This window comes from Geobacter metallireducens GS-15 (assembly GCF_000012925.1).
GTDB classification, from domain to species: domain Bacteria; phylum Desulfobacterota; class Desulfuromonadia; order Geobacterales; family Geobacteraceae; genus Geobacter; species Geobacter metallireducens.
This window is the reverse complement of the sequence record NC_007517.1, coordinates 354,101-368,995: the sequence shown is the minus strand read 5'-3', so window position 1 is coordinate 368,995 and position 14,895 is coordinate 354,101. Positions and strand designations below refer to the sequence as shown.

12 protein-coding genes and 2 pseudogenes are annotated in these 14,895 nt (G+C 58.1%); 4 read left to right on the top strand and 10 right to left on the bottom strand.

Features of this window, described 5'->3' with window-relative positions:
• Positions 1-2: 2 nt before the first annotated feature.
• The 6 genes from GMET_RS01645 to GMET_RS01620 form a co-directional block, all read right to left on the bottom strand.
• Positions 3-3,578: a nitrate reductase subunit alpha gene (locus GMET_RS01645; RefSeq protein ID WP_011365654.1), complete on the bottom strand. Its 3,576-nt coding sequence runs from the start codon at positions 3,576-3,578 to the stop codon at positions 3-5.
• Complete coding sequence (locus GMET_RS01640) at positions 3,579-4,367, bottom strand: c-type cytochrome (RefSeq protein ID WP_004512300.1); 789 nt, start codon at positions 4,365-4,367, stop codon at positions 3,579-3,581.
• A 146-nt stretch (positions 4,368-4,513) separates the two neighbouring features.
• Entirely contained in the window at positions 4,514-5,767 is a 1,254-nt protein-coding gene (gene nrfD / locus GMET_RS01635; protein WP_004512299.1) for an NrfD/PsrC family molybdoenzyme membrane anchor subunit, read from the bottom strand.
• A gap of 2 nt (positions 5,768-5,769) precedes the next feature.
• Complete coding sequence (locus GMET_RS01630; RefSeq protein ID WP_004512298.1) at positions 5,770-6,552, bottom strand: 4Fe-4S dicluster domain-containing protein; 783 nt, start codon at positions 6,550-6,552, stop codon at positions 5,770-5,772.
• Positions 6,553-6,624: 72 nt separating this feature from the next.
• Positions 6,625-7,170, bottom strand: coding sequence for a cytochrome c3 family protein (locus GMET_RS01625; RefSeq protein WP_004512297.1), 546 nt, complete (start codon positions 7,168-7,170; stop codon positions 6,625-6,627).
• Between the two features lie 578 nt (positions 7,171-7,748).
• Positions 7,749-8,972, bottom strand: coding sequence for an ISL3-like element ISGme5 family transposase (locus GMET_RS01620; RefSeq protein WP_011365652.1), 1,224 nt, complete (start codon positions 8,970-8,972; stop codon positions 7,749-7,751).
• A gap of 119 nt (positions 8,973-9,091) precedes the next feature.
• Here GMET_RS01620 and GMET_RS18220 point away from each other — a divergent pair, with 119 nt between their 5' ends.
• Complete coding sequence (locus GMET_RS18220; protein ID WP_004514802.1) at positions 9,092-9,805, top strand: hypothetical protein; 714 nt, start codon at positions 9,092-9,094, stop codon at positions 9,803-9,805.
• Between the two features lie 28 nt (positions 9,806-9,833).
• On the opposite strand, the pseudogene GMET_RS01615 reads toward GMET_RS18220, so the two are convergent.
• Positions 9,834-10,511, bottom strand: a pseudogene (locus GMET_RS01615) (IS5/IS1182 family transposase); the annotation flags it as partial.
• An 85-nt stretch (positions 10,512-10,596) separates the two neighbouring features.
• Here GMET_RS01615 and istA point away from each other — a divergent pair.
• Together istA and istB are read left to right on the top strand one after the other, a co-directional pair.
• A complete protein-coding gene (gene istA / locus GMET_RS01610) occupies positions 10,597-11,622 on the top strand; it encodes an IS21-like element ISGme4 family transposase (protein ID WP_004514801.1) in 1,026 nt (341 codons plus the stop codon).
• Complete coding sequence (istB, locus tag GMET_RS01605) at positions 11,619-12,413, top strand: IS21-like element ISGme4 family helper ATPase IstB (protein ID WP_004514800.1); 795 nt, start codon at positions 11,619-11,621, stop codon at positions 12,411-12,413. Before istA ends, istB begins: the two co-directional genes overlap by 4 nt.
• 53 nt (positions 12,414-12,466) lie before the next feature.
• Here the strand turns inward: istB and GMET_RS01600 are convergent.
• Positions 12,467-13,162: pseudogene (locus GMET_RS01600) on the bottom strand (IS5 family transposase); the annotation flags it as partial.
• Positions 13,163-13,365: 203 nt separating this feature from the next.
• Between GMET_RS01600 and GMET_RS01595 the strand changes: the two are divergent.
• The gene (locus tag GMET_RS01595; RefSeq protein WP_004514029.1) at positions 13,366-14,118 is read left to right on the top strand and encodes a hypothetical protein; all 753 of its coding nucleotides are present in this window, start codon (positions 13,366-13,368) and stop codon (positions 14,116-14,118) included.
• Here the strand turns inward: GMET_RS01595 and GMET_RS01590 are convergent.
• Positions 14,104-14,415, bottom strand: a complete 312-nt coding sequence (locus tag GMET_RS01590) for a helix-turn-helix domain-containing protein (RefSeq protein WP_004514028.1) — start codon at positions 14,413-14,415, stop codon at positions 14,104-14,106. The two genes, GMET_RS01595 and GMET_RS01590, sit on opposite strands and share 15 nt — an antisense overlap.
• Positions 14,402-14,722, bottom strand: coding sequence for a type II toxin-antitoxin system RelE/ParE family toxin (locus tag GMET_RS01585; protein ID WP_238378964.1), 321 nt, complete (start codon positions 14,720-14,722; stop codon positions 14,402-14,404). The genes GMET_RS01590 and GMET_RS01585 overlap by 14 nt, the downstream gene beginning before the upstream one ends.
• Positions 14,723-14,895: the final 173 nt, after the last annotated feature.

The window sequence follows — 14,895 nt, the reverse complement described above, 5'->3', positions numbered from 1 at the left end:
TCTCACCCCCTCAGCTTTCTGACGACCACGTAGCTGTCCCGGTTCACGCCGGTCGGTCCCCAGTAGTTGAAGTAGTAGCTGAACTGGGCGTAGCCCCCGAGCATCAGGGTCGGCTTCAGGCGGATGCGGGAGAGGCTGTTGTGGACCCCGCCCCGCTTGCCGGTCTTCTTTGACTTCTGGATGTTGATGGTCCGCTCCGGCGCGTGGTACATCACCGCGGCCCCTTTCGGGATCCGGGAGGAGACACAGGCCCGGGAGACCACCACGCCGTTGAAGTTGTAGACCTCGATCTCCTCGTTGTCCTCGATGCCGGCCCCGGCTGCGTCCTCGTGGTTGAGCCAGACCACCGGTCCCCCCCGGCCCAGGGTGAGCATTCGGAGGTTGTCGCTGTAGGTGGAATGGATGCTCCACTTGCCGTGGGGGGTGAGGAAGTTGAGGACAAGCCCCTGTTCCCCCTCGGTCTCGTCCAGAATCGCCGGGTTGAGCTTCGCCTTGAAGGTGGGGAGCCCCTCGTGGAACTCGCCGTAGTAGGGGTGGTCCAGGTAGAGGGACTGGCGCCCCGAGAGGGTGCGCCACGGCACGTCGTATTCCACGTTCAGGGTATAGGGGGCGTAGGGACGCCCGTTGTTCACGAGGCCGCTCCAGACCGGGGTGCTGCAGTAGCGCTGGGGCTTCTGGGTCACGTGCTCCCACTTGATCCGCAGGTCGCGGCTTCCGGCGGCGATCCCGGCCAGGGGCTTGCCGACCCGCTTCTCCAGGTTCTGGTAGGCCCGGTAGGCCAGCTCCCCGTTGGACTCCGGCGCGAAGGAGAGGAGCACGTCGGCCACGGTCTTTTCGTCTTCGATGTCCAGGAACGACTTGCCGTTCCAGGTGCGGGTCGGCATGGTCTCCAGGAGCTGCTCGTGGACGTCGTCCGCCTCCCAACTGACCCCGTGGGCATGGAGGTGGCCGATATGGGGCCCCACCGACACGTAGCGGTTGTAGAGGTTCACGTAGTCCCGCTCCACGATGGCCAGGTTCGGCATGGTCTTGCCGGGGATCGCCTCGCACTCGCCGAGCTTCCAGTCCTTCACCTGCCGCTGGGCGATCTCGCCCGGGGTGTCGTGGAGGAGCGGCGCGGCGATGATATCCTTCACCGGCGTGGGGAGGTGCTTCACCGCCAGCTCGCTCACCTTCTTGGCGATGCGGGTGAAGATCTTCCAGTCAGATTTCGACTCCCAGGACGGCGGCACGGCGGCGTCCAGGCAGTTGATGAAGGAGTGCATGTCGGTGGTGTTCAGGTCCGACTTCTCGTACCAGGTGGCCGTGGGGAGGACGATGTCCGAGTAGAGGGTGGAGGTGTCCATCCGGAAGTTGAGGTCCACCACCAGGTCCATCTTCCCTTCGGGGGCCTTGTCGTGCCACACGAGATCCTTCACCTGCCCCTTGGCCACCTCCTTGGCGCTCACGCTGCTGTTGGGGGCGCCGATGACGTGCTTCAGGAAGAACTCGTGCCCCTTGGCGCTGGAGGAGATGGCGTTGGCCCGCCAGATGAACCAGACCTTGGGGGAGTTCCCCTGGCCATCCGGGTCCTCGATGGCGAAGCGGGTTTCTCCGCTCTTCAGGCGATTCACGAGCCAGGAGCGGATTTCGTCGTCGCTCTGGGCGCCGGCGGCCTTGGCCGCCTCCACGAGCCGCAGGGGGCTCTCGTTGAAGTGGGGGGCGAAGGGGAGCCAGCCGAGCCGGGCCGCCTTGGCGTTCATGTCGGCGGCGTGGAGGGGCATCCGCTCGCCGGTCTCGGGCTTGAGGTAGTCGACGAATGTCCGGTCGTAGCGCCACTGGTCCGAGTGGATGTACCAGAAGCTCGGGGTGTTCTGGAGCCGGGACGGCTTTACCCAGTCCTGGGCCATGGCGATGGATGTCCAGGGAGCCAGGGGGACCACCTTCTCCTGCCCCACGTAGTGGGCGAGCCCCGCGCCGTTGCGGCCGACGCTGCCGGTCAGGATCAGGGCGGTGATGGCGGCCCGGTAGATGAGGTCGTTGTGGTACCAGTGGTTGACCCCGGCGCCGATGATGATCATGTTCCGGCCGCCGCTCTTCTCGCCGTTCTCGGCCCACTCCCGGGCGATCTTGATGAGGGATTCGGCGGCGATGCCGGTGTACTTCTCCTGCCACTTGGGGGTGAAGGGCTTGTCGGAGTCGTAGCTCTTGGGATAGTCCCCCCCGAGGCCCCGGGAAACGCCGAACTGGGCCATGAGAAGGTCGTACACGGTAGCCACCGTCACGGGGCCGTTCTTCGTCTCAATCCGCCGGACCGGCACCTCGCGGACGCTCTCCCCTTCCGCTTCAAACCGGAAGCGGACCTTCCCGGTCTCGCCACCCAGGAGGGTCAGGCGGCAGTCGATGGGGGTACCGTCCACGAGATCCGTCATGTCCAGGTTCCACTTCCCCTCCTGCTTGCTCCAGCGGGTGCCGAGGCTCCCGTGGGGGATCTTCACGTCCCCGGCGCCGTCGGCCACGCAGAGGGTCCAGTCGGCATGCTCGAGGGAGGCGCTCCGCTCGAACTCGGCAGCCCGGAGGAATTCCCCCTGCTTCAACGCTCCGTCCTTCTCCTCCAGCTTCACGAGGAACGGGAGGTCCGTGTACTTGAGGGCATACTCCTGGAAGAAGGGGACCTGGCGGTCGGCGTAGCACTCCTTGAGGATCACGTGGTTCACCGCCATCCAGAAGGCGCCGTCGTGCCCCTGCTCCACCGGGAGCCAGTTGTCGGCGAACTTGGTGGCGATGTTGTAGTCCGGCGACATGACCACCACCTTGGTCCCCCGGTAGCGGGCCTCGGTCATGAAGTGGGCGTCCGGGGTCCGGGTCATGGGGACGTTGGAGCCGCAGAGCACAATGTAGGAGGCGTTGTACCAGTCGGCGGACTCGTTCACGTCGGTCTGCTCACCCCAGACCTGGGGCGACGCCGGCGGGAGGTCGCAGTACCAGTCGTAGAAGCTCATGGCGACCCCGCCGAAGAGCTGGAGGAACCGGGTACCGGCCGCGTAGCTGATCATGGACATGGCCGGGATCGGCGAGAAGCCGATGACCCGGTCCGGGCCGTACTTCTTCGCGGTGTAGATGGAGGAGGCGGCGATCAGCTCGGTCACCTCGTCCCAGTCGGCCCGGCGCATGCCACCGGTCCCCCGCTTGCTCACGTAGGCCCGACGGGATTCCGGGTTCTCCACGATGCTCTTCCAGGCCTCCACGGGGTCTTCGTGGCGGCTCCGGGCGTCACGCCAGAGATCGATGAGGGCGCCGCGCATGTAGGGGTACTTCACCCGCAGCGGGCTGTAGAGGTACCAGGAGTAGCTGATCCCCCGGGTGCACCCCCGGGGCTCGTGGTTGGGAATGGTGCCGTCGAACTGGGGATAGTCGTTGGCCTGGAGCTCCCAGCCGACGATGCCGTCCTTCACATGGACCATCCAGCTACAGCTGCCGGTGCAGTTCACCCCGTGGGTGCTCCGCACCACCTTGTCGTACTGCCAGCGGTTCCGGTAGAACTCTTCCCACCCGCGGTCACATCCGCACCGGTCGTCCTTGAGCCTTTCCTGTGTCATTTATCTGGTCCTCCTTTTGTAGAGAGTCAAGCCGACGAGGAACACGACGAAAGTCCCCGCGCCGTAGGCGGGGAAGAAGGACGCAGATGGTGTGCTCTTAGTGAGGGCGGCATCCTTGTACAGGGCGATCAGGCTCGTTACTTCGTCATCGGTCAGGGGGCGGTTTTCGTAGATCTTCTTCATGGTCGGGAACTTGAGGGCCTTGAGCGCCCCCCGCATCCCCTTCTCCCCCATCTTCTGGTAGGAGGCGCTCAGGTTGGAGACGGCGAGGTTTCCTCCCGTAATGCCCGGGGTCGAGATCCGGTGGCAGGCGATGCACGGCGCGCCCCCGTTGGCCAGGGGCTTTTGCCCGGTGAAAAACGCTTTCCCCTTGGCAACCAGCGCCGGCGTCACCACGACTTCCGGATGTTCGTCCGCCGGCGGTGACCCGGTCTGGGCGCCGCCCCCCCCTCCCCTGAGCCAGGTGATGATCTTGATGGCGTCGTCATGGCCGATGCCGAGCTTTGGCATCTCGTAGCCGTATTTCTTGATCAGCTCCTTCCGAGCCGGATCGGTCGCCGCCAGCTTGTCCGGCTCAATGATGATCGATTCGAGCCACTCCTCGGACCTCCTGTCGGTCACCCCCTTGAGGTCCGGTCCCCCCGAATCGCCGCCGCCGACGGTGTGGCAGCCTGAACACTGTTTGTCGAACAGGTCCTTGCCCGGATCACCGTATGCGTGCGCCGCAAGGGACAGCACCAGAACCAGACATACGCGGCTGACTGCTGCTCGGAGAATTCCTCTCGCCATGACGTTCCTCCCGTTACGTGGATAAGTGTACAATATCTAATTAATTCGACACATTAGCCTAAGTAGAGTCTATCCGTAAAATAGCGTTTTGCAACCTTGCTGCCTTGACTTTAGTCAAGTAATCAAAATTGGCGCCAAACTTTTTCTCAGTGGGTATCCTCGCACTTGAAAACCGGGAAAATCTTGTTCAGCCCCCAGAAAAAGATGAACGGCAGCACCCCCACCAGCAGGGCACCCAGGAGCCCCTCCTTGAAGGTCTCGATGTCGTGGGGGATGATCGGAAGCTCGTAGTGCATGTAGCCGGAAAAGGAGGCCGAGAAGGCCTGGCCGCCGATGACCAGGTTCCACCGCATCATGAAGACCCCCATGAGGACCAGGAGCGTGGCCACGACCGCCCGTCGCACCGTGAGCCGCGGCAGGAGGAAGAGGGCCAGGGGGACCAGGTTGCCGATCCCGTACTGGATCACGAAGACATTGACGAAATCCTTGCCGTAGATGAGGCTCCGCACGATCTCCCACGAGCTGAACTTGGCGTAGTCCCGAAAGAGGAGGTCCAGAAGCTCCAGCCCCAGGGCCGCCAGGAGGGCCAGGACCAGGTATTTTGCGGTCATGGTGACCTCGTACATCTCCACGGTCCTGATCTCGTCCGGAGTGGGGAGGCTCGGGTCGCTCTTCCTCCTCCAGGCGACCATGAGCTTGCGGACCTCCATGGTCACGATGTAGCTGAGGACGCAGAGGGCGATCCCCGACACCACGGCGGAGCAGATGAAGATGAAGGGCATGAGGGGGGTCGTCCAGAGGGCATTGGCCTTCACGGAGCCGAAAATAAATCCGGCATAGCCGTGGAGGAGGCAGGCCACCGGAATCCCGGCAGTCGCCATGATCTTCACGGCCCGTTCATCCTTTGCCAGAGCCTGCTCGCTGATGTCCCAGGCACCGAGGGTGAGGGCCGAAAAGAGGAGCTGCCGTCCCCGCTCGGGGATGGTTTTGTCCCGCTTTTCCCTAAGCGCCAGGGCCGTCTCCACGAAGTGCCGCCGGTAGACGAACCAAAGCTCCGAGGCGACGATCATGCCGTAGGTGGAGAAGGCGATGCCGAAGGCGGCAATGGCCGAGGTGAAGTGGGGTGTCAGCATCACCTCGATCCCCCGTTCCGGGTGCTGGAGATGGAGTTGGAGCGGGATCATCGCCACGGGGAGGAGGGCGAAGGAGAAGACCAGTGAAAACCGCGCGATATCCTTCAGCTGCTTGATCCCGAAGACGTGATAGAGGGAGGAAAGGACAAAGGCGCCGGCCACGAGGCCGGTCATGAACGGGTACATGACGATCTGGATGGTCCAGTAGATGTACTCGTTGGGGTAGACGAACAACTCTTTCAGCGTCCATGCTTCACCGTGTACCATGGCTATTTCACCTCCCGGGAAAGAGCGAGATAGTAGACCTGCGGCTTGGTGCCGTACTGCTCCTTCAGGACGCCGACCCGTCCCGACATGATGGTCTTCGTCACGGGATCGTCGGGATCCCGCAGGTTGCCGATCTTCCGGGCACCGAAGGGGCAGGCGTCCACGCAGGCCGTCTTCATCCCCTTACTGATCCGGTGATAGCAGAAGGTGCACTTCTCCGCCGTCTTGTAGGCCGGATTGAAGGAGCGGACCCCGTAGGGGCACGCCATGATGCAGTAGGCGCAGCCGATGCAGTGCTTCCGGTCCACCAGCACCACGCCGTCGGGGGTCTGGTAGGTGGCTCCCACGGGGCAGACCTGGACGCAGGCGGGGTTATCGCACTGGTTGCAGAGCTTGGGGACGAAGAACGCCTTCTCGACATCCTTCGCCTTGACCTCGCGATACCCTTCCTCGCCCTGATCGATCCGGTCCGTGGTGAAGCCGTCCCGGGCTCCCCGGGGAGAATCCACGTAGGTCTTCCCCTTCCGGGTCACCACGTACCGTTCCACCCAGGTGCGGGTGATGTTGGTCTCGTGGGGGATCTCGTTCTCCGTCTTGCACGCCTTGACGCAGAAGCCGCACCCGACGCAGGCCTGGGTGTCCACCAGAAAGGCCCACCGGACCGGCGATTCGTCTCCCTTTTGAGCCAGGAGCTTCCTCGGGCTGATGAGTTCCAGGGCCGAGAGGGGCACCGCCAGCCCCGCGATGACCGTGATGCTATTCTTGAGAAAGTCTCGCCTGTTCATTGCTTTGACTCCTTGAGGCTCATGCAAAACTACTGCGGGGCCGGTCTGCGTTGTTGCCGCTCACTCGAAAACTCAACGTACCAACGGGTACGCCTCGCTTCCTCGCTCGCTTGCGCCTAGCATCCCAGCCTCCTCATCACGTTTTGCATGAGCCTCCCTTGTGACCGGGTTGTGGGGATCATGGCACAGGACGCATTCCGCCTCGGGGTTGTGGGTCTCGGGGTTGATGCCGGCGATGGAGGCCCTGCCGCTGGTGGGGGTGATGAGGGCTGCATGGCAGCGGAGGCAGAGCTTGCGGCTCCGGTCGATGGTGAGGGTGGGCGGGTCCTCGGGATGGTTCAGCGCCGGCCCGTGGCAGTTCTCGCAGGAGATGATCCCGTGGGGGGTGCGGGCCAGGCTCTCCGCCTTGTCGGCATGGCATTCCTTGCAGTACGCGGCCGTCCGGTACTTCACGGTCACGGCCTTCCACTCGGCCTCATTTCCCTTGCGGTGCCAGCCGTACATGTACCCTCGCTCGTGGACGCCGAAGTCTTTCGGCACCAGGAACGTTCTGGCAACGAGGACCAGTGCGATCAGGGCCACGGCGATATAGAGCGGCCGCCAGACGTGATTCCCCATGGGATACTCCCCTTTCTTCGATGTCTCATCATGTTTCGGGACAACGGGATCTCGCCCCGACAGCTGAGATAAAATATTGTTCTACCCAAAGCACCTTTCCGTCAAAACTCCCGCCGTCCCTTACATTATGAACCAACAACCTGACATCACAATGGCAAGTGACGTACCAAAAGTTCCGGCCGAAATAAAAAAACATAACCATGTGATAGTAATAAACTAATCAAAGAAAGACGCTGCGGGAGGGATGAGCGGGGGACAGGGATGACGTTACCTTGCGGTAACGGATGGGTGGGAAACGTTACGTGCCCCGGTTCCGGAAGGAACACCGGCCGCGGGGGAAGAAGGGGGACGGCCAGCGGGAGCTGCCGGGTGCCGACACAGAGTTTATGGTGGCGCAGGAACGCTTGCCTGAATGGCAAACTCTTAATGTTTGACATCCGGCCGCCTGCTGGATACAACAGGCGCAGACAGGAATTGCATAGCTGCGGGGGGGGGGATGCTGAAATAGCTGTTAATCGCTCTGTCGCTGAGCAACTCCGAAAATATCCAAAATGGGTAGTTGAGCAAAAAATTTAGGTTCATCCGGGAATTCCGGGGAAAGCGGCCCTGATCTTGAGAAAGAAGTATTCGTGATCCCGGAAGCCGTAGGCCATTCTTTTGATCACCTTGATCTTGTTATTGATGCCTTCGAGGATTCCGGTGTGAAGGGGCCAGAGGCAGTGATTGAGGATTCCTTGGAGATAGCCCTTTAGCCGGCGGGCAAACAGGATGAGTGGCGGTATTCCACTCTCCATCGCCCTTTGGTGCCACTGCTCCCAGAATAGTCCCGCCTCTTCAATGCAGGTAAACTTCCACAGTTGCTTCAGATCGTCTTTGAGCAGGTAGACCGTAAGGAGGCTGCGGTTTGCCTCCAACAGTTCCTGGAGGCGAAGCATGTCGTCGCCCTTGACGTTCTCGCTGTTTCGTAGCAGCAACCACCGCGATGTTTTGACTACCTTCCGTGCCTTCTTGTCTTCCTTCAGGCGGTTTGCCTCATCGACTCGCACCCTGTCGATCACTTCCCTGCCATACTTCGCCACCACATGGAACAGGTCGTAGACTATGTCTGCCTGGGGCGAGTGCTGCTTGATTTCCTCCTCATATGATGCGTTCATATCCATCACGACCGCTTTGAGCCGTTTACAGCCATGTGGGCCAAGCTGCGTGAAGAAAGGACGGATACTCTCGCGACTCCTGCCTTTGCCGATCCATAAGACTTCCTTACGGTATGGCTCGATGATAACCGTCGCATAGCGGTGCCCCTTGTGAAGGGCGAACTCATCCATCCCGAGAACTTCGATGTTTGAGAGGTCGACGGTGCCGACCCGCTCTGTGAGTGAGCGCTTGTCGATTTCCTTCACCTGGTCCCAAGAAAGCCCCAGATACTGCGCCACGTGCTTCACAGACACGACACCACACAGTCGCGCTACGCTCTCTGCAAGCCTGCGCGTCACGCGGGCGTATTTCGCCAGCCATGACAGACGCTCCAGCGTTGGCCCACACTGAGGGCACAGCAGCCTGCGGCGGTGAACGATCAGATAAGTCTGAGCATCGAGAATCGGCAAATCTCGAATTACGCGCTTGGTCGTTTCATGGACGCTTGTGCAACGCCCACCGCACGAGCCACACACCATCTCATCCTGGGACAGGGCAATCAGTTCTACCTCGATCCGTTTGGCATCACTTGTGACGATAGTGCGTGCCCCAGCAACACGATATCCTTCCCACCCTCCCGCAATTGCGATAACATCGGAATACGACAACGGCAGCCTCCTGCGATCTTTTTTGGTTGGGGAACCATCAAGATACCGCAGTGCTGCCGTTGTTGTTTATTAATCTTCCCCGGAATTCCCTGAAGAACCAAAATTTAACGGAGGTCCAAATGAAGAATCTTAGTTTTTGTTGTTTGCTTGCATGTGTGCTTTTGACAATTCTGTGCGGATGTGCAAACCCACGCCAGGTAATGGTAAATCCCAACACGTGGCAACAAACTGTATGTGCATCAAGTGGGTGGGGCTGGTTGGGAGCACCTTTAGCTTACAAGAACTATAACAACTGCGTAAATAATCAAAAAGTATTGGGGCTTATCCCACTAGAGGAATTAGAAGCTAAGGACACTCCTAGATTTGATACACTCATTGATGCAACCGACAAGAAGGCAGCGCGACCAGAATGGCAGGCTGGGCAATTTTGGGAGTATTCATTAAGCAGTGGCGGAACTAGCCGACTTACCGTGCAGAAAATCGGGAGTTATAATGGAACCGCAGGTTACAATGTTTTTAATGCTAATGGCAGAGAATCTTTTTATGACCAGTCTCTTGGTCTCATGATTGTCTTTGGTAGTGGTGGTGTTGAAACTGAATACGATCCAGCCCTACGCCCTTTCGACTTCCCGCTCTTCTTGAGCAAAAGTTGGAATGCCACTGGCGATATGCACCGCTCAGGTGGTCACATTGATCTTTCAAACCACCATGAGGTTAAAGGATATGGACGGATCAAAGTGCCTGCTGGTGAATTTGATGCTTTTTATATTTTGAACAGAAGCGACTATGGCGCGAGAATCAGCGAACTCTGGTACAGCCCGGAAGTTAAATAGTCGTCCCTGAAAAAGTCCCCAAACGGTCTCAGTTGGTCTGAAACCGGCAGGGTAAGCACTCCAGCAAGGGCATCAGGTTCAGATCGATGCCCCTGAATCGCTCTTTGAAAAGCCACAAAAGGATAGCTCTGAGGAGCTTCCTGATGTTGAAGCCGCACCCGGCCAGGATGGCGTTGATTTTGTCGCCTTCTTCGCCCTTCAGGTAGTTGCGGTCCATCCGGTGGTCTTGCTTGACGTGGCCGATAATCGGCTCGATGCCGCTGCGCCGCCGGTACCATTTCCAGGCGCTGGCCTTGATACTCTTCTTTTTCTTGTTGGCCAGATGAATCTCGGTGCTGTTAAGGGTTGCCGGGGCGCCTTTGTAGCCTTTGTCGCAATAAGCATGCTGGGGGCGCCAGCCACTGATGGCCTGTGCCTGATCGAGCGCGTCTTGCAGTGTATGCCCGTCATACGGGTTGCCATGGACGGCTTGGACGCCGACGATCCAGCTGTTCTCTGAGGTGCTCACCAGCGATACCTTGCAGCCGAATTCGTATTTCTTGTGGGCCTTGCCCTTGGCGATGCATTCCACTTCCGGGGCCTGCATGCTGTAGAGTTTGTTCTTATCGTTTCGCTTCTGGCCAAAGATCCGCTTCGCCCGCTCCAGCATGGTGGCCAGCAGAGGGGCCGGTGCCTCGCATTTGCGTTGGATGTCACGAATCACCTGTTAGCGGCAATGTAAAAATGACCCACCTCGGAAATTGAAAATTGACCCACTCTTCCTGATAACCTAGCCGACCTGGAGGGTCGGCATGATCGGAAAGGAAGAGTGTATGGAAGTCAGAATTCTCAAGAAACAGGGCAAAAGCATCCGGGAGATCTCGCGGATCACCGGGCTATGCCGAAACACGGTCAGGAAGTTCCTCAGATCAACGGCCGATCCCAGATACAAAGAACGGGCGAAGCGGCCGGGGAAGCTAGATCCATTTAAAGCCTTTCTCGAAGAGCGGGTGAAGGCGGCGCTGCCACACCGGATTCCTGCTCCGGTGCTTGCTCGGGAAATTGCCAGCTTTGGCTACGATGGCTGCGAGCGCACCGTAAGAACGTTTTTGGCGACACTTTACTCCCGTGTCACTCCGGAGCCGGTTGTCCGGTTTGAAACGGAGCCCGGCAAGCAGATGCAAGCCGACTGGTGCGAATTGCGCAGGGGTAAACACCCATTGTACGCGTTCGTTGGAACCCTTGGTTTCAGCCGCGATTCGTTCGTCGTCTTCACCACCAGCCAGGCCTTTGATGTCCTTCGTGAGTGCCATGAGATGGCATTTTCCTTCTTCGGCGGCGTCCCGCGTGAAGTGCTCTATGACAACATGAAGACTGTGGTTCTGGAGCGAAACGCCTTCGGCGAGGGCAAGCACCGCTTCCACTCCGGCCTGTGGGACACAGCCAAGCATTTCGGGTTTATCCCCCGGCTGTGCAAGCCGTACCGCGCCAAGACCAAGGGAAAGGTCGAGCGGTTCAACCGCTACCTGCGGTACAGCTTCTACTATCCGCTGGTCTCGCGCCTTAAGCAGGCAGGATTAACTCTCGATGTCGCGACCGCCAACATCGAGGTCCGTAACTGGCTTAATGACGTAGCCAACTGCCGAATCCATGGCGAGACCAGCGAGCGCCCCTGCGATCGTCTCAAGATCGAGCGCGCGGCAATGTCGCCGCTGCCGCCAAGGGTTAAGGTTGAGCAGGGCAAGCCGGAAGTCATCACTCCCATGCCGTGGCCGGTGATCCCACTTCAGCGCCCCGCCTCCTTCTATGATCAGATCCTTCAGGAGGGGCGGCTATGAGCGACATCCAGCACCAGCGTATGGTCACCCTCTGCGACGACTTGAAGTTTCTGGCGGTGACCGATGTGTACGCCGACCTTGCCGATGCTGCGGCAAAGCAGGAGTCGTCATACATCGACTATCTCGAGCAGGTACTCAAGGCCGAGAACGACGTCCGGCAGGGGCGCTCGCGCCACACCATGGCAAAGCTCGCGGGCTTTCCCGCGATCAAGACCCTTGAGGATTATGACTTCGATTTTGCCACCGGCGCCCCGAAGCAGCGAATCCTGGACCTATCGGCAATGGCGTTTCTGGAGCGTCGGGAGAATGTAATCCTGCTCGGTCCCAGCGGTACCGGCAAGACTCACCTCGCCATTGCCCTCGGCTACCGGGCAACCCAGTGCGGCGTGAAGGTGCGCTTCATTTCCGCTGCGGACCTGATGCTGCAACTCGAAAGCGCCCAGCGCCAGGGGCGGTACAAGGAAGTAATGCGGCGCAGTGTCCTGGGGCCGAGACTACTCATCATCGACGAGATTGGATACCTTCCGTTCAGCGAAACACAGGCAAACCTGTTCTTTCAGGTGATCGCCAAAAGGTACGAAACAGGTTCCGTCATCCTCACCTCGAACCTGAGCTTTGGGGAATGGGAACAGGCTTTCGGCGGCAACACGGCACTCACATCAGCAATGCTCGACCGGTTGCTGCACCACGCCCATGTCATTCAGATCAGGGGTGACAGCTACCGATTGAAAGAGAAGCGCCGAGCTGGCATTCTCGGGCAGCAACTGCCGACACCCCAGATGGATGATTAACCCAGGAAGGTGGGTCATTTTTCAATTGCCGATCAACCGGTAAAGTGGGTCAATTTTCGATTGCCGTTGACAATCACCCGGCCAAGGTACAGGCGCAGCCGCTTTTGTTCCCGCCTGGCCCGCTTCGTCTGCCGGGCGTGACTGTAACGACCCTGCATGATGAAGGCTCGCTTGCCAAGCCGCTCGTAACTCTGGCGAAGCTCGATGCCGCCTCTTTTGGCGAGCCGCACCAGAATACGCCGGGCCTTGTGGTAGAGCCGGGCGTCGGTCGGAAAGGCGATGGCCTTTTCCTGGACCGTGGTGTCGACGTTGACTCGCTCCAGGTCTTTTTCGGTCACGTACTCCTTGCCCTTGGCCGTCTCGATGGTCACCTGGAGCAACTTCTCCATCCCCTTGGGTCCGATGCGCTTGCGCCACTTGACCAGGGTGGTCGGATCGAGCGGGAACTGGTGCTGGAAGTGTTCGAAGCCGCAGAAATACTGCCAGTAACCATTTTCGATGAACTGGGCTACCACCGTCTCATCGCTCACATTGTAGGCATGCTTGAGGTAGTGCAGCCCGACCAGCAAACGGATCGGCAGTCCCGGTCGACCGATTTTGGCGACGTAGTGGGAACCAAACTCCTTGTCAAAGACCGTCCAGTCGATGGTGTTGGCCAGGCGGAACAGGGGATGCCGGCGGTTGAGGATCTGATCGAGTCGGGAACGAAACAGATCTTCTTGGCCGGTGGCGCTTGTTTTTGGTTTCATGAAATCACCAGGTTTTGAGTGTGTTGATTCAATTGCTGGCGATTTTACCACACAATAAACGCAAATTATATCAATAACATCAGTATGTTATACTTTTTCAGGGGCGACTAAATACTATGTCAAAGGCGTGGTTTATACAAACAATGGCAAAATTGTTGAAGAGCTTATCCGCTACAACTTAGGAAAATAAAGGGAAATAAGCCATGTCTAACTCCTTGAACGATCAGATAGATTTTCATATACCCGAGAGGCACGAGTTCTGTTCAGGGTATGAGATTTACAATCAAAGAGAGAGAAGAGGGCCTATATGGTTCGATGCGTTGGAGGTCATCAATAAGAACTGGGGCAACGCTTCTGAAATGGAGCGTGGAGTCAGTCGAATAATACGAGGATGGAACAGATTTTACGCTCGCTATGATAAAAATGCTGTAATTGCGTCCATTGATCGAAATATTGATTCGCTTAGCAATCTCAGAGACAGAGGAATAGAGACCCTCACCACACTTGATTCGGAGTTACTCACAACTCTGTTTAATGATTTTTTATCATCGTTAAAACGTTTAAATGACAATCGAAAAAGCCCTGTCTCAGTAGCAAAGACGCTGAGTTTGTTTGCACCGGCATTTCTTCCAATATGGGATTCCAACATTGCGTGGAAGTATAATTGTTTTTACATTGACGGTGATTCTCACATCAAATACCTGAAATTCTGTGAAAAGATAAAATACTCTCGGAAAGAGTTCGAAAATTTGTTCCGCACTGCGACGATCGTCCACTTCTCAAGAGAATCGACGAATACAACTATTCAAAGTACACAAAGCACTGGATTTAAGGGGGCCACGGGAAAGAAAAAAAGGGACAGGCTACTTTTCGAGGAAAGAATCGCTGAGGGGATGAAGGCATGTGGAAAAACTAGCCCGTCCCCTATTTTCTTTGTGGACTCAGGCTGCAAGTAGTTCTTTGATTACCTCAGGTTTCTTGATGGCAATAGTGATGAGAGATTTCGCCGCACCGGATGGCGTCCGACGCCCCTGCTCCCACTCCTGAAGGGTGCGGAGCGATACCCCGAGCATTTTTGCGAACTCCCTCTGCGAAAGACCGATCTTTTGGCGAGCCGCAGCTATTGGAGAAATTTCCAGGGTGGAAACACGCCCGACCTTGCCGGCCTTGATGTCTCGCACGGCCTGGAGGAGTTCTTCGCCAATGTTTCTCTTTGCATCGCGTGCCAGCAGTTCTTTTTCATCGAGTGACATGTTCCATCTCCTCTTTGAGTGCTTTGAGAATATGGCCGGGAATGCTGTCAACAGCGCTCTTGGCGTAAATCAGTAGCAACCAGATTTCGCCTGCTTCTGAACGGGCAAAATATAGAACCCTGACCCCGCCGCTTTTGCCGGTGCCGCGACGGTTCCAGCGAACCTTGCGGACTCCCCCGGAACCGCGCACCACATCGCCTGCATCAAGTGTGGCAGCAAGGAACGCCTGAAAAATCCGATATTCGTCGTCAGTCAGATAATCATGAACCTGTTTGGTAAATAACGGTGATTCGACGAACGTGACCATGTAGTCAATATACGGCATTGACGTATAAAATCAACTCCCAATTTGCAGAGAGCATCAAACTTTCTTTAAGGGAGACTAGGAACGTTGTTTAATAGTTTGCCAACTCCGTGTCATTGACAAATAGACAACGCCCCATTGAGACGACCTCTGCCGCCAACACACCATCCTTCTCA